The following is a 19,887-nucleotide window of genomic DNA, read 5'->3' as shown; positions in this document are numbered from 1 at the left end:
CCCCATGAACCCGTCCATGCCCCTGCATCGAATCGTCATCGTCGGTGGCGGTGCGGGCGGGCTTGAATTGGCCACGCGGCTGGGCGACACCCTGGGCAAGCGGGGCAGGGCGGAGGTCACGCTGATCGACAAGAACCGCACCCATGTCTGGAAGCCCAAGCTGCACGAGATCGCCTCCGGCAGCATGGACCTCAGCGCCCATGAGGTGGACTACCTGGCGCAGGCGCACTGGCACCACTTCCGTTTCCGCATCGGCGAGATGACCGGGCTGGACCGCCAGCGGCGCGAAGTCCACGTGGCACCCTACTGCGATGACGAGGGCAGGGAGGTCACGCCCGACCGCGTGTTCGGCTACGACACGCTGGTGCTGGCGTTGGGCAGCCTGAGCAACGACTTCGGCACGCCCGGCGTGGGCGAACACGCGCTGAAGCTGGAGTCCAAGGCCGACGCGCAGCGCTTCCATGCGCGCATGGTGAATGCCTGCATCCGCGCCCATGCCCAGGCCACGCCGCTGCGGCCCGAGCAGCTGCATGTGGCCATCATCGGCGCGGGGGCGACCGGCGTGGAGCTGGCGGCCGAGCTGCATCGCACGACGCGGGAGGTGGTCGCCTACGGGCTGGACCGGGTGGATGCGGACAAGGACATCCAGGTCAACCTCATCGAGGCGGCCGAGCGCGTGCTGCCGGCGCTGCCGCCGCGCCTGTCGCAGGCGACCGAGGCGCTGCTCGCCAAGCTCGGCGTGCTGGTGCACACCTCGGCCAAGGTCGCCGCAGTGCTGCCTACCGGCGTGCGCCTGGCCGACGGCCGCGTGCTGCCGGCCGAGCTGGTGGTCTGGGCCGCGGGTGTGAAGGCGGCGGACTTCCTCAAGGACATTGCCGGGCTGGAGACGACGCGCAGCAACCAGCTGCTCGTCGAGCCGACCCTGCAGACCACGCGCGATGCCGACATCTTCGTCATCGGCGACTGCGCGGCCTGCGCCTGGCCCGAGGCCAATGGCGGCAAGGGCGGCTGGGTGCCGCCGCGCGCCCAGGCCGCGCACCAGCAGGCCTCGCATGTGGCCAAGCAGATCAAGCGCCGCCTGGCCGGCCAGCCGCTGCAGCCCTACCGTTACCGCGACTTCGGCTCCCTCGTCTCGCTGGGCGAATTCAGCACCGTGGGCAACATGATGGGCGGACTGATCGGCGGCAGCCTGATGATCGAAGGCGCCTTCGCCCGGCTGATGTATGTGTCGCTCTACAAGATGCATGAACTGGCGTTGCACGGCTTCGCCAAGATGGCCCTGGACACCCTGGCTCGCCTGATCACAAGGCGCACCGAACCGCATGTGAAGCTGCACTAAACCTAGGTCCGGCAGTTGACCGCTTACTACTTAACGAAAGTCTCGATGCGTCAACAACGTGAGCCTTCCGCAACGTTCACCACTTCGGTGACGAACGCTGCACGCCCGCTGGTCTGGCGCTTCGATCCGCTGGCCGCGTTGCTCCTCGTTGTGGGCACGAGCCCACTGCGTCGTCGCGCCTTGCCACCGGCTCGCCTCGCCAGCCCCTCGGGCGCGCCCAACTGCCGGACCTAGGTTTCATGAACACTCCCGCACCGAAGCCCGATGCCGGCCAATGGCTGGACGACCTGCTGCGCACGCAAGCCACCCTCTGGCCCGCGGCGGCATCAGTGATCCAGACCTGGCAGCAGAACGTGGCCCAGATGGGGGCGTTCTGGACTGCCGCCTTTGCTCCCGAGACTGCCGTCGACCGCCGCTTTGGTGCCGAGGCCTGGCAGAAGGACCCACGCTTCGCGCCGCTGGCGCAGAGCTATCTGCAGTTCACCAGCTCGGTGGACAAGGCGCTGGCTGCGGCGCCGCTGGACGAGCGCAGCAAGGCCCAATGGGGCTTTGCGCTGCGCCAGGTGCTCGACGCGATGAGCCCTGCCAACTTCCTGGCCACCAACCCCGAGGCGCTGCAAGGTGCGCTGGACAGCGGCGGCGCCAGCCTGGTGGAAGGCGCACGGCTGTTCCTGGCCGACATGGGCAAGGGCCGCATCTCGATGTCCGACGACCAGGCCTTCGAGGTCGGCCGTGATCTGGCCACGACGCCGGGCAGCGTGGTCTACGAGAACGAGCTGATGCAGCTGATCCAGTACGCGCCGAGGACGCCCCAGGTGTATCGGCGCCCGTTGCTGATCGTGCCGCCCTGCATCAACAAGTTCTACATCCTCGACCTGCAGCCGGAGAACTCGCTGGTGGCCTATGCGGTGGCGCAGGGCCACACGGTGTTCCTGGTGTCTTGGCGCAACGTCGGCGCCGAGCAGGGCGGCCTCGGTTGGGACGATTACGTCGAGCAGGGCGTGCTTCAGGCTGCGTCGGTGGCGCAGCGCATCAGCCGCGCGACCCAAGTCAACACGCTGGGCTTCTGCGTTGGCGGCACTCTGCTGGCCAGCGCGCTGGCGGTGGCGGCGCAGCGCGGCGAGCAGCCGGCGGCCAGCGTGACGCTGCTGACGACGATGCTGGACTTCAGCGACACCGGCGAGCTGGGCCTGATGGTCGATGAGGCGATGGTGGCCAGACGCGAGGCAGAAATCGGCCAGGGTGGCCTGCTGCACGGGCGCGAGCTGGCCCAGGTGTTTGCGGCCCTGCGGGCTAACGACCTGATCTGGCCCTATGTGGTGAACAGCTACCTCAAGGGCAAGGCGCCGGCTGCCTTCGACCTGCTGTTTTGGAACGGCGACGACACCAACCTGCCTGGCCCGATGTACTGCTGGTACCTGCGTCAGACCTATCTGGAGAACCGCCTGCGCGAGCCCGGCGGCACGGTGCAGTGCGGTGTGCCGGTCGACCTGTCGTCCATCGATGTGCCGGCCTTCATCTACGCCTCGAAAGAGGACCACATCGTGCCCTGGCAGACGGCCTATGCCAGCACCGCACTGCTGGGCGGCGAGACGCGCTTCGTGCTCGGCGCCAGCGGCCATATCGCCGGTGTCATCAACCCGCCGGCCAAGCGCAAGCGCCACCACTGGGTAGGCGAGGTGGCGGACACGGCCTCGGCCTGGCAGGCCGAGGCTGAGCAGGTCGAGGGCAGTTGGTGGCCGGCCTGGAACGACTGGCTGGCCAGCCATGCGGGGCCGCAGCTTGCCGCGCCGCGCAAGCCGGGCAACGCTGCCTTCCCGGTCATCGAAGCGGCACCGGGGCGCTATGTGAAAGCCCGCGCCGAATGATTCAAGCAGATCTTTTCAACCCGAAGGAGACAGACATGACCGATATCGTGATCGTGGCCGCACAGCGAACAGCGGTGGGCAAATTCGGCGGCACCCTCGCCAAGACGGCAGCGCCGGACCTGGGTGCGCATGTCGTCAAAGGCCTGCTGGAAAAAGCCGGCGTGCCTGGCGATGCGGTGTCCGAAGTCATCCTGGGCCAGGTGCTCACCGCCGGTTCGGGGCAGAACCCGGCGCGCCAGACGGTCATCAAGGCTGGCCTGCCGGTGTCGGTGCCGGGCATGACGATCAACAAGGTCTGTGGCTCCGGGCTGAAGGCGGTGATGCTGGCGGCCCAGGCCATCCGCTGCGGTGACGCCGAGATCGTCATCGCCGGCGGCCAAGAGAACATGAGCGCCGCCCCGCACGTGCTGCCCGGTTCGCGCGACGGCCAGCGCATGGGCGACTGGAAGCTGGTCGACACGATGATCGTCGACGGCCTCTGGGACGTCTACAACCAGTACCACATGGGCACGACGGCCGAGAACGTGGCCAAGAAGTACGGCATCAGCCGCGAGATGCAGGACGCCCTGGCGCTAGCCTCGCAGCAGAAGGCCGCGGCGGCCCAGGAGGCGGGGCGCTTCAACGATGAAATCCTGCCCTTCAGCATTGCGCAGAAGAAGGGCGACGCCATCGTGTTTGCGGCCGACGAGTTCGTCAACCGCAAGACCAGCGCCGATGCCCTGGCCGGCCTGCGCCCGGCCTTCGACAAAGCCGGCTCGGTGACCGCCGGCAACGCCTCCGGCCTGAACGACGGCGCCGCCGCCGTGCTGGTGATGTCCGCTGCACGCGCTGCCTCGTTAGGCCTGAAGCCGATGGCCGTGATTCGCGGCTATGCCAGCGCCGGCCTGGACCCCACCATCATGGGCATGGGCCCCGTGCCGGCCTCACGCCTGTGCCTGCAGAAGGCCGGCTGGAACGCGCAAGACCTGGACCTGATGGAAATCAACGAGGCCTTCGCGGCCCAGGCCTGCGCGGTCAACCAGGAGATGGGCTGGGACACCAGCAAGATCAACGTCAACGGCGGCGCCATCGCCATCGGCCACCCCATCGGTGCGTCGGGCTGCCGCATCCTCGTGACGCTGCTGCACGAGATGCGCCGTCGCGGCGCGGCCAAGGGCCTGGCCTCGCTGTGTATCGGCGGCGGCATGGGCGTGGCGCTGGCCGTCGAACTCGCGTAAAACGACTTTCCCAACAACAGACTGGAGACAAACGATGACTCAACAACGTGTAGTGCTCGTCACGGGCGGCATGGGCGGCCTCGGCGAGACGATTTCCGTCAAGATGGTCGACGCCGGCTACAAGGTCGCGGTGACCTACTCACCGGGCAACAAGACCCATGCCGAATGGCTGGCGCAGATGAAGGAGCGGGGCTACGACATCCTGGCCGTGCCCTGCGACGTGGCGGACTTCGACTCCTGCGGCGACGCGGTGGCCCAAGTGCAGGCCAAGTTGGGCGCCGTCGACGTGCTGGTCAACAACGCCGGCATCACGCGCGACATGACTTTCAAGAAGATGGACAAGGTCAACTGGGACGCCGTGCTGCGCACCAACCTCGACAGCCTGTTCAACATGAGCAAGCAGGTGGTCGACGCCATGGCCGAGCGAGGCTGGGGCCGCGTCATCAATGTGTCGTCGGTGAACGGCTCCAAGGGCGCCTTCGGCCAGACCAACTACTCGGCCGCCAAAGCCGGCGTGCATGGCTTCACCAAGGCGCTGGCGCTGGAGGTGGCCAAGAAGGGCGTCACCGTCAACACCATCTCGCCCGGCTACATCGGCACCAAGATGGTCACGGCGATTCCGAAGGAGGTGCTGGACAGCAAGATCCTGCCGCACATCCCGGTCGGGCGCCTGGGCAAGCCCGAGGAGGTGGCCGGTTTGATCATCTACCTGGCATCCGAGGAGGCCGCCTTCGTCACTGGGGCCAATATCGCCATCAATGGCGGTCAACACATGCAATGAGGGTAGCACCATGATCAAACACGGCATCGATCAGGACGCGCTGATCAACCAGTTCTCGCAGGCGACGGCCAAGCAGGGCGAAGCCCTGCGCAAGGCGGTCTACGACGGCACCTTGAAGGCCTTGCAGGGCCGCGAGCTGAGCCTGGCCAACATCAAGCAGGTGCTCAACACGGTGGCCAAGGCGGCGTCCACCGGTGCGGCCAACAGTCCGCTCGACGCGTCTGCCGTCGAGGGCCTGCTCGGCAAGGCCTTTTCCGGCATGGACGCCGCGCTGGAGCAGGCCGTACAGGCCAATCGCAAGGCCTTGCAGCAGATGGTCGACCAGGGCGTCAGCCTCGGCGAAACCCAGGTCAAGAAGGCCCTGGCGGACATCGACAAGATGGAGGACGCGCTGTTCTCAGCCGTGCGCAAGGCCTCGGCAGGCGCGGGCGCTGCCGCCATTCCCGAAGGGCCGTGGGCGAATGTGCTCAAGGGCATGCAGGGCAAGGCCACCGGTACGGGCACGCAGGCCAGCGCGACGCTTGAGCAGCTGATGGACCAGGCGCAGCAAGGCCTGCGCGATGGCCGGGCGTTGGGCCTGAAAGCGTCGCAGGCGATGCTGGACAGCTACACGACGCTGGTCAGCGGGGTGTTGATCGGCATGTCCGATGCGCTGCAACAGGGCGGCTCGGCCCCGGCCCCGGCGCCGACCCGGTCGCGCAAGTCCTGACCCGCTGATAAAGGGGAGCAACGATGGATGCACTGACGCTGGCCCGCATGCAGTTCGCGGCCAACATCAGCTTCCATATCCTGTTCCCCACAATCAGCATCGGCATGGGCTGGTTGCTGCTGTTCTTCCGCTGGCGCTGGCTGAAGACGCGGCACGGCCGAGATGCCGCGCTGGCCCGCGGTTGGCTGGACGCCTACCGCTTCTGGACCAAGGTGTTTGCGCTGACCTTTGCGCTGGGCGTGGTCAGCGGCATCACGATGAGCTTCCAGTTCGGCACCAACTGGCCCGGCTTCATGGAGCGGGTCGGCAACATCGCCGGCCCGCTGCTGGGCTACGAGGTGCTGACGGCGTTCTTTCTGGAGGCCGGCTTCCTCGGCATCATGCTGTTTGGCCACGGTAAGGTCAGCGAGAAGGTGCATCTGATGTCGACCTTTTTCGTTGCCTTCGGCACCACCTTGTCGGCCTTCTGGATCCTGGCGCTGAACTCATGGATGCAGACGCCAACCGGCTACGAGATTCGCGATGGCGCCTATCACGTCAAGAGCTGGCTGGAGGTCGTCTTCAACCCCTCCTTCCCCTATCGCTTCAGCCACATGGTGCTGGCCTCGGCGCTGACCTGCGCCTTCCTGCTGACCGGCCTGTCGGCCTGGCAGCTGCTGCGCGGCGTGGCGCAGCGCTCGGCGCCGCGGGTGCTGCGCGTGGGCATCACGCTGGCCGCGCTGCTGGTGCCAGTGCAGATCTTCGTCGGCGACATGCATGGCCTGAACACCCTGCATCACCAGCCGGCCAAGATCGCCGCGATGGAAGGTGTCTGGGAGACCGAGCGCGGCGTGCCGCTGCTGCTGTTCGCCATTCCCGACGCGGCCACGCGCAGCAACCATTTCGAGGTCGGCCTGCCGCGGGTGGCCAGCTTCATCCTCACCCATGACCTGGACGGCGAGATCAAGGGCCTGAACAGCTTTGGCGATGCGCACCCGCCGCCGCTGCCGCTGTTCTTCGCCTTCCGAGTCATGGTCGGCATCGGCCTTCTGATGCTCGCGACCAGCTGGCTGGGTTGGTGGCTGGGCCGGCGGGTTGGCTGGCAGGCGAGGGCGCTGCCGCGCGCCCTGCTGTGGCTGTTTGCCGGCATGACCTTCTCCGGCTGGGTCGCGACGCTGGCCGGCTGGTATGTCACCGAGATCGGCCGCCAGCCCTTCATCGTCTACGGCCTGGTGCGCACCGCCGACGTGGTGTCCAAGGTGCCGTCGGCCATGGTCGGGGCGACGCTGGTGCTCTACGTCGCGCTGTACCTGGCGCTGATCGTGGCCTACGTGACGGTGCTGAAGTACATGGCCGAGAAGCCCGAGGAAGTGCTGGCGATGGACGCGGCCGAGCAAGCGGTGACGCCGGCCGGCGCCATCACCTCCCCGGTTGTGCAAGGAGGCGCGGCATGAACTGGATGAGCTTCGACGCCGCCCTGCCCATCGTCTTCATGGTGCTGATGGGCGTGTCCATGCTGATCTATGTCGTCAGCGACGGCTACGACCTCGGCGTGGGCATGTTGATGCACCGCGCCACCGACGCCGAGAAGGACGTCATGGTGGCGTCCATCGGCCCCTTCTGGGACGCGAACGAAACCTGGCTGGTGCTGGGCGTGGGTATCTTGCTCATCGCCTTCCCCAAGGCCCACGGCCTGGTGCTGGGCGAGCTCTACCTGCCGGTGACGCTGATGCTGGTGGGCCTGACCCTGCGCGGCGTGGCCTTCGACTTTCGCGTCAAGGCCAAGGACACGCACAAGCGCACCTGGGACCGCCTGTTCTTTGCCGGCTCGACCTTGGCTTCGGTGGCCCAGGGCTGGATGCTGGGCCGCTATGTCAGCGGCTTCGGCGAGGGTTGGAACTACCCGCTGTTCGCCGGCGCCATCGCCATCGCGCTGCCGATGGCCTATGTGCTGATGGGCGCGGCCTGGCTGATCATGAAGACCGAGGGCGAGCTGCAGCTGCGCGCGGTCGCCTGGGCCCGCATTGCCTGGGCGCCCATGGTTGGCGGGCTGGTGCTGATCTCGATGGCCACGCCCTGGGTCAGCCCCACCGTGCGCGAGCGCTGGTTCGCGCTGCCCGAGATCATTGCGCTGCTGGCCATCCCGATGATGACCGGCGTCAGCCTGCTCGCCGTGCTGGCACTGCTGAAGACGCCCCAGGTGCGCGGGCCCCTGTGCTGGCTGCCGTTCGCGCTGCTGGTGCTGGTGTTCGTACTCGGCTTCCTGGGCCTGGCCTACAGCATCTACCCCTACGTCGTGCTGGATCAGCTGACGCTCTGGCAGGCGGCCAGCAGCCCGGAGGCGCTGAAGGTGATCCTGGTTGGCGTGTGCATCTCGGTGCCGGCGATCATTGGCTACACAGTGTTCTCCTACCGCGTGTTCCGTGGCAAGGCGGGTGAATTGACCTACGCATGAGCCAGCATCGTGCTGCTGCTGATGCGTGGAACCCGGCCTTGTGCGATACACGGCAGATGACTCCACGCGATCCGGTCCTGCGCTCCGACACCGCCGCCAGGCGCCGCTGGAGCGGCCTGCCGCGCTGGGGCGCCGCACTTTTGCTGGTCGCGGCTGCTGCCTATGCAGGCCACGAGGTGGCGCTGCGGACCGGCCTGTCGCGGCTGAGCGAGGCGACAGCGCATCGGCTGGACATGTTCGCCACCGGGCTCGAAGCCGACCTGGCGCGCTTCGACTATCTGCCCGCCCTGCTTGAGACCAACCCGGTGGTGCCGGCGCTGCTGGAGAGCCCGTCAAAGGCGGCGCACCGGGAAGCCGCAAATCGCTACCTGAACGGCGTCATGGCGACGACGGGCGCGGAGATGCTCTACGTGCTTGATGCGAGCGGCGTCTCGCTGGCGGCCTCGGACTGGGATCAGCCGGGCACCACCATCGGGCAGGACCTGTCGTTCCGGCCCTATGTCGGCGAGGCGATCCAGCACGGCCGGGGCCGCTTCTACGGCGTTGGCATCACCAGCGGCAAGCCCGGCTACTACATGTCGTACGCGCTGCGCAGCGGTACGGAGGTGCAGGGCGTGGTGGCCGTCAAGGTCAATATCGAGGAGGCGGTGAAGGCCTGGCGCCAGCTGCCTGGCGAAGTGCTGCTGATCGACGAGCGCGGCGTCGTGATCCTGTCCACGCGCGACGACCTCCGCTACCGCCCGCTGGCGCCGCTGGATGCCGGCCAGCTTGCCGAGGTGCAGCGCTCGCGGCCTTACGGCTCCGCTGCGATGCAGCCCTTGGACTGGGTGTCGCTGCAGGCGCCCTCGAATGACACGCAGCTCGTGGCGCTCGACGGCGTGGTGCATCTGGCGTCGACGCGCCCACTTCAGCGCAGCCATTGGCGCCTGGTGGCGCTTGACGATCTGGCGCCGCTGCATGCCGCCGCGCGCTACGCCGCCATGACCGCCAGCTTGGGCGTGGCCGTGCTCCTTCTGGTGGCCGTGACGCTGTGGCAGCGCCGCCGTGCCGTGCGCCACAAGCTGGCCAGCCAGGCCGCGCTGCAGGCGGCCCATGACAGTCTGGAGTCGACCGTGGTGGCGCGCACGGCACAGCTGCGGGCCGCGCAGAGCGAGCTGGTCCACGCCGGCAAGATGGTGGCGTTGGGCCAGATGTCGGCCGGCATGGCGCATGAGCTGAACCAGCCGCTGACGGCGCTGCGCACGCTGTCGGACAGCGCCTGCGTGTTGCTGGACCAGGGCCGCCCGGACGACGTGCGCGGCAATCTGCAACGCATCACCGGCATGGTGGACCGCCTGGCGCGACTGACCACGCAGCTCAAGACTTTCGCCTACAAGAGTGATCTGCCGCGCACCATGCTGCCGCTGGCGCGCTGTATTGCCGATTCGCAGGCCGGCCTTGGCGCCGAGTTGCAGGCGCTGGACATCCACTTCGAGGCCGATGTGCAGCCGCCCGGGCTGGAAGTGCTGGCCGACGAGGCCGCGATGGGCAGCCTGCTCAGCAACCTGATGCGCAATGCCATCGATGCAATGCGGGGCGCGCCCCGGCGCCTGCTGCAGGTGCACGCCCGGCTGCAGGAGGAACGCGTGATCCTCACCGTCGCCGACACCGGCCCAGGCATCCGTGCCGACATCCTGCCGCGCCTGTTCGAGCCTTTCGTGACCAGCAAGCCCGCCGGCGCCGGCCTGGGGTTGGGCCTGGTCATTTCGGCCGAGCTGGCGCGGTCCGTCGGCGGCACGCTCCGGGCCCACAACCGCGCCGATGGCGGCGCGTGTTTCACACTCGACATGCCTACCGCCCAGCCACAGGAATGAACACAGCCACCGCCGCCCCAGCCATTCGAGTCCTGCTCGTCGAGGACGACGACGACGTCCGCATGAGCACCGCCCAGGCGCTCAACCTGGCCGGCTTCGACGTCGAGGTCTTCGCCAGCGCAGAGCGAGCGCGCAGCCAGGTCAGCTTTGACGCGCCGGTCATCGTGGTCTGCGACGTGCGCCTGCCCGGCTTGAGCGGCACCGACTGGCTGCCGGATATCCGCCGCATCGACCCCGAGCTGCCCGTGATCCTCGTGACCGGCCATGGCCATATCGCCATGGCGGTGAAGGCCATGCGCGAGGGCGCCTACGACTTCATCGAAAAGCCCTTCAACTCCGAGCGACTGATCGCCATCGTTCGCCATGCGGTGGAGCAGCGCCAGCTGAGCCTGCAGGTGCGGGCGCTGCACGATGCGCTGGAAAACTGGCATGGCATCCAGTCGGTGCTGATTGGCCGATCAACCCAGATGCAGCAAGTCCGCCGCACGGTCATGGCTTTAGCGGAAACATCCGCTGACGTGCTGATCTACGGCGAAACCGGCACCGGCAAGGAACTCGTCGCGCGCTGCCTGCACGACCACAGCGAGCGCCGGCGCCATCATTTCGTGCCCTTGAACTGCGGCGGCCTGCCCGAGGCGCTGGCCGAGAGTGAGCTGTTCGGCCATGAGGCTGGCGCCTTCACCAGCGCGAACCGCGTGCGGGTGGGCAAGTTCGAGTATGCGCACGGCGGCACGCTCTTCCTCGACGAGATTGAAAGCATGCCGATGGCCGTGCAGATCAAGCTGCTGCGGGCGCTGCAGGAGCGCAGCATCGAGCGCATCGGCTCCAACAAGGCCATCCCCTTCGACTGCCGCGTGGTCGCCGCAAGCAAGGATGACCTCGTCCGCCTGAGTGAGCAGCAGAAGTTCAGGGCCGACCTGTACTACCGGATCGGCGTCGCCTTCATCGAACTGCCGCCCTTGCGCGAACGGCGTGAAGACATTCCGCTGCTGTTCGAGCATTTCACCCTGCTGGCGGCCAGCCGCCACGGGCGTGCGGCACCGCTGCTGAGCAGCGATCAGCTCGCTGACCTGATGGCCTACGCCTGGCCCGGCAACGTGCGCGAGCTGCGCAACGTGGCGGACCGTTTCGTGCTGGGACTGCTGGGCACCCGACTGACCCAGGCCCGTGGCGTCGATGAGCAGGGCGGCCTGCTGGCGCACGGACTGCCGCAGCAGGTCGAGCATTTCGAGCGCACCGTGATCCTCGAGGAACTGCGGCGCCATAAGGGCGACCAACCAGCCACCGCCGCGGCCCTCGGCATCGCCCGGCAGACGCTGTACGACAAGCTGCGCAAGTTCGGCATTGCCGCCGACGAGTTCAGGCGTTGAAGCTGGCGAGAACTTCGGCGACGAGGCAAATGAGCAGGGCTCGGTGAACTCGTGATGAGATCAAAAACCCCATCCTTCACACGGCAGGGGTCGCAGGCTCGAACCCTGCACCGCCCACCAATCCGAATCGTCAGACCCGGCCTTGAGCCGGGTTTGTCGTTTGTGCGATGCGCGGCTTGTGACTCATGGCTTGGGAGTCAGCGTTTGAACGGCCGCTGATACGTACACCAGCGGTGCGTTCCAGTTGATCGCGATCTCGTTGGTGGTGTAGCTGCACAAGGCGTCGAGGTAGGCCTTGGCCGGCACCTTGGAAGGATAGGCGCCGGGGCAATCGTCGCCCGAGCCGGGGTTCGGGCCGCCGACGATCATGCCGGGTACCGGCGGCTGTTGCGGCATCGCGCCGGACGGACGGTGGTGCGGATGCAGCGGCGAGCGCGTTCCGAAGCCGGTCACCATGGCATATCCGCTGGGGTGCCGCCCGAGGACAAAGTCAAGGGCCGACTGTGCGGCGTCGAGCATGCGGCGGTCACTGTCAAGGCGGTATCCCTGAATGAGCATCAAGGCCTGGTTCAGGGCCACGGCATTGCTGCCCCAGATGAAGTCCTCGGTCTGCATGGCCAAGCGATAGGGCGATCGATCCCAACGCTCGGCGAGCGCGGTGGCCAAGGACCGGATCTGGCCCTCGATGAGCTTGCGGTCCGCCACCGGGGTCAGTCGGTCGCGATGCTGGGCGAGGCTTACCCATGCCAGCGCGCCGACGCTGCTCCACCCCGGAATCTCGATGCGCGGCATGGCTTGCTTCAGCGCGTGCCAATAGCCGTCCTCGCGTGTGCTGATGTAGAGCTCTGCGGCGGCCCAGGCAAATTCGTCAGTCAGCTGGTTGTCGTCATAACCGCCGGTGTGGATGTCGGCCGGCTGGCGGTAGATGACGTCGGGATGCGCCTTGGCCCAGTCCCAGGCACGCTTGGAGGCGGTCATCATGCGCGCTGACAACCCCGGGCGTTGTGTATCAAACGCCGCGAACACGCGGCTGGCCTGCGCCATGACGGCGGCGAAGTCGAGTGTGGCCGCCGTCGCCTTCATCACGACATAGCGATCGTGCCGGGCCTCATGGGGCATCACGATGCCGTCGAAGCCTTTGTCGGTGAGCTTGTGATAGACGCCGCCATCGACTGGGTCCTGCATCGACAGCATCCACTCCAGGTTCCACAGTGCTTCGTCGAGGACGTCCGGCAGGCCGTTGCCGCTCTCCGGGATGTTCAGGCGCTGCGCATCGAAGAAGGCCGGGAAATGTTCATAGGCCGCCAGCAGCGTGTAGACGGTGATGCCGGAGTTGACGATGTACTTGTTGTAGTCGCCGGCGTCATACCAACCCTTTGGCGCGGAGAAGACGGTGCCCTCCGGCCTGCCTGGGCCAGCGGCTGACGCATGCACGAGCACGCGGTCGTCCGGATGACCTGCGGGCCTCGCCCAGACACCTGCGTGGACAGGGTCGAGCGCGATGCTGGCGCGGTTGTAGTAGAAGAACTTGAGCGCGGCGGCATTGAGCGCCACATAGGCGTCTGCCGCGATGACGAAAGGAGCAGAAGGCGCAAGCCCTGCAACCTTCAGCCGGTATCGGCCGGGCTGACGCCAGGCAGAGAAGTCGGCCAGGTGCAGCACCTCCTGCGCCGCCTCCCAGCGTTGCGCGCTGCGCAGCGGGCCGCGCCAGACTTCTTGTCCAGTCACTGCGTCGACCAGCGCAAAGCTGCTGGCGGGCACGTCGCGCAGCACTGCCCATTTCGCGCTCGCGGGCAGATAGCCCACCTGGTTCAGCTGTATGGCCTGGGTGTCGATCTCAACAGACAGTTGCGGCTGCGCGATGGGGCTGTGCGACGGCGTGCTGCAAGCGGCAAGGCTCAGGATGCAGGCCAGGCAGAGCGCCAGCGGCGCGCGAAGGTTCACGTTCAAGGCAGGAATTCCCGTTCGATGTGGTCGGCGACGCCACGCCCGCCCGGAACGCGGCCATCGGAAATGACCGAGGGTGAGCGGGCGGCGCCGGTTCAGCGTACCCCTGGCTCGAGCACCACGCGACCCCACAGGCCCGAGGGCTGGCCCGGCGCCGCTTCGACCAGCACGGTCACCTGGCGGCGCGGCCCGCCCTGGGGCAGGGTCACGGCAAATTGTGCCGGCTCAGCGGTGTTCTTCTCGCCCAGCTTGACGCCGTCCACCCAGACCTCGGCCTTGCCGGCAATGCTGCCGAAGCCCAGTTGCGCGCGGCCGTCGTTGCGATCCGCACGCACCGACACGCTGCTGCGGTACAGACGGAAGGATTTCGCCCCAGCGTCATGGCGCATCGGCGGCTCGTCCCAACCCCATGAGTTCATGTCGGTCTCGGCCAGCACGACGTTGGGGTCGGGCCGGGTGGCGTAGGCCGGCGAGACGCGCCAGCCCAGCAGCGGCGTCGTCGGCTCGGCGGTCGGCACGCTCGGCGGCGCTGCGGCGGGCTGCAGTGCCAGCACGACTTCGGCGGCCTGCAGGCCCTCGGCGAAGGCACGCAACTTCAGCTCACCGCGGCTGTCGCGCCGGCCCTGCACGATGAGTTGCGCCAGGCCGTTGAACAAGCTGCGCTCGCTGGCCTTGTCGGGCTCGTGGGAGTTCGGGTCGCCGTTGCCGACGCCAATGATGCTGGCCTGGCCATCGATCTCGAAGCGCACGTGGGCGTTCGCCGTCGGCACTGGTCGCCCTTGGGCGTCGACGACGCTGACCGTCACCGGCATGGCATCCAGCCCGTCGCCGATCAGCGCCTTGCGGTCCGGCGTCAGCACGAGGCGGGTGGGCGCTCCGCTGGTCTCAACCGCATCGCGTGCGATCTCCTTGCCGTCTTGCAGGGCCACGGCCTCGATGCGTCCCGGCGCATAGGCCACCTTGAAGTGAGCCATTTCGTAGGGATCCACATCCTGCTCGCCGACGGCCGTGCCGTTGAGCAGCAGGCGCACGCGCGGCGCGTTGCTGGCGACCATCACTTGCACGGCCTGGCCTTCACGGCCGGCCCGGTTCCAGTGCGGCACCAGCTTGACGACCGGGCGATCCTTGACCCACTGAGCCTGGTGGATCCAGAACGCCGTCTTGGCGAAGCCGGCCAGGTCCATCGCGCCGAAGAAGGAGCTGACGCTGGGCCACTCGTAGGGCGTGGGTTCGCCGCGGTAGTCGATGCCGGTCCAGATGAAGCTGCCGGCAATGAAGGGCCGCTCGCCGATGGCGCGCCAGGCCTGGCGGTGCGTGTTGCCCCAGGACGAGGGTTCGTCGTCGTAGCTGCCGAACACCTGGCCGGCGCGGTCGCTGGCGAACTCGCCACGCGTCATGTAGGCCGCGGTGTCCTCGGTGCTCGTCATCGGGCGCTTCGGGTGCTTCTTGTGATACGGGTCGTAGGCGCCGATCTGGTAGTTCACGCCGACGACGTCGAGCGCATCCGCGGCGTTCAGGTCGGTGAACAGGCCGCCGTGCATGGCGCCCGTCACTGGCCGCGTCGGGTCAAGCTTCTTGATCTCGGAAACCATGCGGCGCGCCATCTCATAGCCGGGCTCGGTGCTCTGCAGCGGCTCCTCGTTGAAGATGGACCACAGGATCACGCTCGGATGATTGCGGTCGCGCCGCACCATCCACGTCAGCTGCTTCAGGTAGTCGGGCGAGGGGTTGAAGTGGCGGTTCTCGTCCATGACGAGCAGGCCCAGGCGGTCGGCGATGTCCAGCACCTCGGCCGCCGGCGCGTTGTGCGAGAAGCGGATCGCGTTGGTACCCATCTCCTTGAGGCGGCGCAGCCGGAACTCCCAGATGGCTTCGGGCACGGCGACACCGACGCCGGCGTGATCCTGGTGGACGCAGACGCCCTGCAGCTTGACCGATTGGTCGTTGAGGAAGAAGCCGCGGTCCGCGTCGAAGCGGATGGACCGGAAGCCGGTCTGCGTTTCGGTGCGGTCGAGTTCGTTCGCGCCGTCGCGCAGCGTCGCGCGCACACGGTAGACGTGGGGCTGCGCAAGCGACCACAGCTTGGGCTCGCGCACGTCGAGCTTGATGTGGGCGACGGCCGATTCGAGCGCGGCAACCCGCGCTCGGGCGCTGCCCTTGGCCACTTCGCGGCCCGACGGATCGATCACGACCACGTCGATGGTGCCGCTGCGCTCGGCCTTGGCGCTGCTCTGCAGCGTCACTTCGACCGGAAGGCTCCAGCGACCGTTGCGCTGGACCGGGTTGGCATGCAGGCCGTCGGTGGCGATGTGCAGCGCGTCGCGCTTGACCAGCCAGGTGTGGCGGTAGATGCCGGCGCCTTCGTACCACCAGCCTTCCTGTGCGTCGGCGTCCACGCGCACGGCGATGGTGTTGGCATCGGCGCCGTAACGGACATAGGGCGTGATGTCGATGCTGCGGCCGTTGTAGCCCGACCAGTTGCGGTCGACGACGATGCCGTTGACCCAGACCGTGCTGTGCGTGGCGACCGCGTCGAACTGCAGCTCGATGTGGCGGCCGCGGTCGGATTCGGGCAGCGGCAGATAGCGCCGGTACCAGCCGATGCCGCGCTGGCGATAGCCCTGCGAGGCGTTCTCGTTGCGGTCGAAGGGGTTCTCGACGGCCCAGTCATGCGGCAGGTCCAGGCGCCGCCAGCCGGAGTCGTCGAAATCGGCGGCGGCTGCACCCCAGGCGCCGTTGGCCTTGCCGTTGTGATAGCTCATGCCGTGGCCCTTGACCACGGGCATTGGCACGTCGCCGCGATGGAAAAGCCAGCCGCTGTCGAGTGACAGGCGTTCGCGGCCGGCGGCCTGCGCAGTAGCGGTCGCGAGCGTGAGCGCCGCGAAGAGCATGAGGCTGAGCCAATGAAGGATGCGCGGCGCGCGTGACATAACTTGGTTTCCCGTCGATCGAACTGCTGATTCAAGGCAAGCGCTGCTGCGGCTGTCCGAGCCAGGCGCTTGATTTGTCAAAGGAAAAAATGCGTCGCGCGATCCCGTTGGAGATCGCGCGACCAAACCAGGTCAACGTGTGCCTGGCCGACTCGGAGACGAGCCAACTAATCTTTGCGGCGGCGAAGACGTGCGCCTACACCTGCCAGGCCGGCCAGCCAGAGGGCCATGGTCGCCGGTTCCGGAACGGCGGTCACGGAGTCGGCAGACACCGCCAAACCGATGGCCATTCTGAAAAAGCCCGCCTCTCCCGGATTCGTCCAGGTGGCGCTCAAAAGCGTCGGGCCGGTGTAGTTCGGGAAGGACGAGTCGATGAAGGCTTCCGTGTAGTTGCCGGGAGCGCAGGTTTCCGCCCAACTGCAAAAGTCGATGTAGACATTCGCCTGCCCGTGAGGGCCACTGACCTGCAGGCTGCTCAAGGCGACGGTCACGGTGACGGTTGCATTTTCGCTGGCCTGGAACAAACCATCAAAAACCTTCGCGTTGGCCCAACCGGACTGTCCTCCGGTGACGTTGACCTTCGCCGAAGCGGACACGCCGTTCAAGCTGCGGGAGTTGTCGGTGGCGGTTGTCGCAGTCAACTTGGCTTCCGCGATGGAGCCAGCAGAGGCAACCGATGCACCGATCACATCACCCTGCCAGCCGCTGGCGGTGTCGCTGAAACTTGGATCCGCCAGCGCAACCGATGCGCCCGATGGCAGCGGCAGCCAAGTGACTCCCTTGAACACCTGGGCCCATCCCTGGGAAGTGCTGAAGTTGATGTTGCTGATGCTCGCTTCGGCGGTATCCGCGGCGGCCACTTGCGAAACAGCGAGCAGCGCTGCACTGAGGACGTACTTGAAACGATGCATGATGGGTCTCCTGCGTGTTGTTGTCGGACCGGGCGAGACGCCCGCGGGGTTCAATTGAGTGCCTGGTGATGTCTTGAGCCGCGGGTCATTGCGGTATTACCAGTTTCTCATTTTCAGCCAATGTGGTCATACCAGAGAAAACACCTACAGCTCAGCTGAGTTGCCGGCCCAGCCAGCCCAGCACGCCGTCCGGCCCCTGGAACTCGTCGATCGACCGAGCCGGGATGTCGGGGTGCCGCTCGCGCCACATGGATGCCAATGCGGCACCGGGGCCGATTTCCAGCACGCAGCGAACGCCGCGTTCGGCAATGCTGTCCATGCAGTCGTCCCATCGCACCGTGCTGGCAATCTGGCCGGCCAGTGCGGCCGCAAGAGCGGCAGGGCTTTTGCTGGCGGCACCAGTGAAGTTGCAGACCACGGCGGTGCGTGGCGCCTGGAGACTGACCGTCGCCAGGTGCCGTGCGAACACCGTCGCCGCAGCCGCCATGGCCGGCGTGTGCGAGGCGATGCCAATGGGCAGGCGCGTGCAGCGCAGGCCGGCGGCGGACCAGCGGGCTGCGTTGGCGTCGAGTTCGGCCGCCACGCCGCCGACGATGACGCGCTCCGCGCTGATGCGGATCGCGATCGCCAACGAGGCTGGGGAGGCTTGGGCCAGGCGCAGCGCGTTCGGGCCCTGAACAGCAAGCAGCCCCGTGTCCTGGCCGGCCACGCTGTCACTCATGGCCTGCGCGCGAACGGCCGCGAGATCGAGGGCGGTTGAGGCGTCAAACACACCCGCCGCCGCGAATGCGGCCAGCTCGCCGACGCTGTAGCCGGCTACCACCGCCGGTGGCGGCAAGCGCGCCGCCAGCGCCTGCCAGGCGGCGATGCCGACACCCGTCAGCAGCGGCTGGGCGACCCGATTGGCATGCAGCCAGGCCGAGTCACCCAGGCGATCACGCCAGCCCGGACCCAGGTGCCGGGCCAGGGCATCCAGCGCCGGCCTGGCAGCGGGCTGTGCGTCCAGCCAGGGCAGCATCTGCGGGTGCTGTGCGCCCTGCCCGGGGAAGAGCAGCGCCAGGCTCATTCAGCTCAGGCGTTCCAGCCAGCAGGCGGCGGCGAGGGTGTCGGCCGCGCCGCCGGGGGACAGGCGCTGGCGCACGAACTCGGCGCTGATCGTTTGGACCGTTTCGAGGCCCTGGGATGCACCACCCGTGGCGAGGAAGTCTCGCGCGGTGGCCTGCGCGAAGCGCAACCCCTCGAGGCCGCCGCGGTGGGCGAGGTTGCTGTCGTCCAGCACGGCCATGACGGCGAACAAGGTGTCGAGCCGGGCCGCGGCCGCCGAAAGGCCGCGCGCCCGGGCCGAACGCAAGGCTGGCTCGGCCGTCTCGAACAGCGTCGGAAAGCCCAGAGCGGCTTCGGTCGAAGCGCTGCGCAGTTGAAAGCGCTGCGCAGCCAGCCCGCCGGGCAGCGTGGGAGGGCGCTGCGCGCGAGCGGCCAGCGTCTCGCCCCAGCGCGTCAGCAGCGTCTGCCTGATCAGGGCGGGAGTGGGTTGTTGGCCCAGCGCGCCCGCTGCAGCGCACAGCAAGCCCAGCATGAAGATCGCGCCGCGGTGCGTGTTGATGCCGCCCGTGGCGGCCAGCATGCGGGCTTCGGCCGCGATGCCGCAGCGCTCCAGCGCCTCGAAGGGCGCGCCAGCGGCCCCCAGTTCGGCGATGCGAACAAAGTAGCTGCGCAGCGCGAACAGGCTGCGCATGAAGCTGTGGGCGTCCATGTCGGCATGGCTGCCGCGGTCGGTCAGCGTGACGAGGCCGGGCTTGGGTGACAGCGCGAGCTCGTCATAGAGCGCCAGCGTGGCGGCGCGGCCGATCTGCTGGGGCGTGGGGGCGCTGGGCGCCAGCGCGCGATGTGGCCTCATGCCAGCGCCTCCATCGAAGCGCCGTTGAGCCGTTTCACCAACAGAGCCTGCGGGCCACCGCTGCGCCAGGCGAGCCACTCACGCCAGGCAACGGCGGCGTTGCCGTCGAAGACGAGTTCGCCATCGAGCCGCCGGGAGGGCGAGGCGAAGGCGTTCAATGCGGCGGCCGCGGCATCGGCCTGTTCCTTGCTGCCGACTCCTACCCACACGTCGAGATCCGAGCCCTCGCGCACGTGCTGCAGTCCGGTGATGTGTTGCCAGCCATGGCTGCCGTAGACGCGGGCCGTTGCGCCGCAGGCCTGCAGGGCCAGGGCCAGCTGGCGGGCGGGTGCGCGGGTGCTCGGAGGCAGTTGGGTGAGGACCTGGTCCAGGCGCGGGAACTCGTCGAAGTACAGCACCTCGGTGCGCTCGACGCACAGCGCAATGCGTCGATGGCCCCAGCGGCGCGGCGCGCACAGGCCCAACGCAATGCCGTCGTCGTCGCGTTGGCGCGTGACGACGAGGGGCAGGCCTCGCGCAGCCCAGTGACCCAGGCAGTCGAGGGCTTCGGCGTCCCAACTGCCGCCGAGCAGGCCCTGCCAGCCCACGGCCGACAGCCAGGCGATCTGGTGGCGATGTAGCGCGGCCATGG

At 67.8% G+C, this 19,887-nt stretch carries 15 protein-coding genes; 9 read left to right on the top strand and 6 right to left on the bottom strand.

What is annotated here, in order from left to right:
* Positions 1-16: 16 nt before the first annotated feature.
* The 9 genes from AC1DW0_RS20715 to AC1DW0_RS20675 all read left to right on the top strand — a co-directional run bounded on the left by AC1DW0_RS20715 (position 17) and on the right by AC1DW0_RS20675 (position 11,571).
* Positions 17-1,339, top strand: a complete 1,323-nt coding sequence (locus AC1DW0_RS20715) for an NAD(P)/FAD-dependent oxidoreductase (protein ID WP_477947693.1) — start codon at positions 17-19, stop codon at positions 1,337-1,339.
* 239 nt (positions 1,340-1,578) lie between these two features.
* Positions 1,579-3,207, top strand: coding sequence for a class I poly(R)-hydroxyalkanoic acid synthase (phaC, locus tag AC1DW0_RS20710; RefSeq protein WP_477947691.1), 1,629 nt, complete (start codon positions 1,579-1,581; stop codon positions 3,205-3,207).
* Between the two features lie 35 nt (positions 3,208-3,242).
* A complete protein-coding gene (locus tag AC1DW0_RS20705) occupies positions 3,243-4,424 on the top strand; it encodes an acetyl-CoA C-acetyltransferase (protein WP_477947689.1) in 1,182 nt (393 codons plus the stop codon).
* A gap of 34 nt (positions 4,425-4,458) precedes the next feature.
* A complete protein-coding gene (gene phbB, locus AC1DW0_RS20700; RefSeq protein ID WP_477947687.1) occupies positions 4,459-5,205 on the top strand; it encodes an acetoacetyl-CoA reductase in 747 nt (248 codons plus the stop codon).
* 10 nt (positions 5,206-5,215) lie between these two features.
* The gene (locus AC1DW0_RS20695; RefSeq protein ID WP_477947685.1) at positions 5,216-5,914 is read left to right on the top strand and encodes a DUF6781 family protein; all 699 of its coding nucleotides are present in this window, start codon (positions 5,216-5,218) and stop codon (positions 5,912-5,914) included.
* A 23-nt stretch (positions 5,915-5,937) separates the two neighbouring features.
* Positions 5,938-7,347, top strand: coding sequence for a cytochrome ubiquinol oxidase subunit I (locus tag AC1DW0_RS20690; RefSeq protein WP_477947683.1), 1,410 nt, complete (start codon positions 5,938-5,940; stop codon positions 7,345-7,347).
* Complete coding sequence (locus AC1DW0_RS20685) at positions 7,344-8,348, top strand: cytochrome d ubiquinol oxidase subunit II (RefSeq protein ID WP_477947681.1); 1,005 nt, start codon at positions 7,344-7,346, stop codon at positions 8,346-8,348. The genes AC1DW0_RS20690 and AC1DW0_RS20685 overlap by 4 nt, the downstream gene beginning before the upstream one ends.
* Before the next feature lie 56 nt (positions 8,349-8,404).
* Entirely contained in the window at positions 8,405-10,201 is a 1,797-nt protein-coding gene (locus AC1DW0_RS20680) for a sensor histidine kinase (protein ID WP_477947679.1), read from the top strand.
* Positions 10,198-11,571 (top strand): sigma-54-dependent transcriptional regulator, encoded by a 1,374-nt coding sequence (locus AC1DW0_RS20675; protein WP_056201505.1) that lies wholly within the window; start codon positions 10,198-10,200, stop codon positions 11,569-11,571. Before AC1DW0_RS20680 ends, AC1DW0_RS20675 begins: the two co-directional genes overlap by 4 nt.
* A 183-nt stretch (positions 11,572-11,754) precedes the next feature.
* Here AC1DW0_RS20675 and AC1DW0_RS20670 read toward each other — a convergent pair whose 3' ends face one another.
* From AC1DW0_RS20670 to mdcG, 6 genes are all read right to left on the bottom strand, one after another.
* Positions 11,755-13,650 (bottom strand): glycoside hydrolase family 9 protein, encoded by a 1,896-nt coding sequence (locus AC1DW0_RS20670; RefSeq protein WP_477947677.1) that lies wholly within the window; start codon positions 13,648-13,650, stop codon positions 11,755-11,757.
* Positions 13,614-16,448: a beta-galactosidase GalA gene (gene galA / locus AC1DW0_RS20665; protein ID WP_477947675.1), complete on the bottom strand. Its 2,835-nt coding sequence runs from the start codon at positions 16,446-16,448 to the stop codon at positions 13,614-13,616. Before galA ends, AC1DW0_RS20670 begins: the two co-directional genes overlap by 37 nt.
* Positions 16,449-16,615: 167 nt before the next feature.
* Entirely contained in the window at positions 16,616-17,359 is a 744-nt protein-coding gene (locus tag AC1DW0_RS20660; RefSeq protein WP_477947673.1) for a PEP-CTERM sorting domain-containing protein, read from the bottom strand.
* Positions 17,360-17,510: 151 nt separating this feature from the next.
* Positions 17,511-18,425, bottom strand: a complete 915-nt coding sequence (locus tag AC1DW0_RS20655) for an ACP S-malonyltransferase (protein ID WP_477947671.1) — start codon at positions 18,423-18,425, stop codon at positions 17,511-17,513.
* Positions 18,426-19,256, bottom strand: a complete 831-nt coding sequence (gene mdcB, locus AC1DW0_RS20650; RefSeq protein ID WP_056201517.1) for a triphosphoribosyl-dephospho-CoA synthase MdcB — start codon at positions 19,254-19,256, stop codon at positions 18,426-18,428.
* Positions 19,253-19,885: a malonate decarboxylase holo-[acyl-carrier-protein] synthase gene (mdcG, locus tag AC1DW0_RS20645; protein ID WP_477947668.1), complete on the bottom strand. Its 633-nt coding sequence runs from the start codon at positions 19,883-19,885 to the stop codon at positions 19,253-19,255. Before mdcG ends, mdcB begins: the two co-directional genes overlap by 4 nt.
* Positions 19,886-19,887 lie beyond the last annotated feature (2 nt).

Source organism: Roseateles sp. P4_D2 (genome assembly GCF_056401875.1).
The sequence above is the reverse complement of the archived record's forward strand: the minus strand, read 5'-3'. Positions and strand labels throughout refer to the sequence as shown.

Excerpts from the sequence above, each read along its gene's own strand:
- AC1DW0_RS20685 (WP_477947681.1), top strand. The coding sequence starts at position 7,344 with ATGAACTGGATGAGCTTCGACGCCGCCCTGCCCATCGTCTTCATGGTG.
- phaC (WP_477947691.1), top strand. The coding sequence starts at position 1,579 with ATGAACACTCCCGCACCGAAGCCCGATGCCGGCCAATGGCTGGACGAC.
- AC1DW0_RS20695 (WP_477947685.1), top strand. The coding sequence starts at position 5,216 with ATGATCAAACACGGCATCGATCAGGACGCGCTGATCAACCAGTTCTCG.
- AC1DW0_RS20680 (WP_477947679.1), top strand. The coding sequence starts at position 8,405 with ATGACTCCACGCGATCCGGTCCTGCGCTCCGACACCGCCGCCAGGCGC.
- AC1DW0_RS20675 (WP_056201505.1), top strand. The coding sequence starts at position 10,198 with ATGAACACAGCCACCGCCGCCCCAGCCATTCGAGTCCTGCTCGTCGAG.
- mdcB (WP_056201517.1), bottom strand. The coding sequence starts at position 19,256 with ATGAGGCCACATCGCGCGCTGGCGCCCAGCGCCCCCACGCCCCAGCAG.
- mdcG (WP_477947668.1), bottom strand. The coding sequence starts at position 19,885 with ATGGCCGCGCTACATCGCCACCAGATCGCCTGGCTGTCGGCCGTGGGC.
- phbB (WP_477947687.1), top strand. The coding sequence starts at position 4,459 with ATGACTCAACAACGTGTAGTGCTCGTCACGGGCGGCATGGGCGGCCTC.
- AC1DW0_RS20690 (WP_477947683.1), top strand. The coding sequence starts at position 5,938 with ATGGATGCACTGACGCTGGCCCGCATGCAGTTCGCGGCCAACATCAGC.
- galA (WP_477947675.1), bottom strand. The coding sequence starts at position 16,448 with ATGTCACGCGCGCCGCGCATCCTTCATTGGCTCAGCCTCATGCTCTTC.
- AC1DW0_RS20660 (WP_477947673.1), bottom strand. The coding sequence starts at position 17,359 with ATGCATCGTTTCAAGTACGTCCTCAGTGCAGCGCTGCTCGCTGTTTCG.
- AC1DW0_RS20715 (WP_477947693.1), top strand. The coding sequence starts at position 17 with ATGCCCCTGCATCGAATCGTCATCGTCGGTGGCGGTGCGGGCGGGCTT.
- AC1DW0_RS20655 (WP_477947671.1), bottom strand. The coding sequence starts at position 18,425 with ATGAGCCTGGCGCTGCTCTTCCCCGGGCAGGGCGCACAGCACCCGCAG.
- AC1DW0_RS20705 (WP_477947689.1), top strand. The coding sequence starts at position 3,243 with ATGACCGATATCGTGATCGTGGCCGCACAGCGAACAGCGGTGGGCAAA.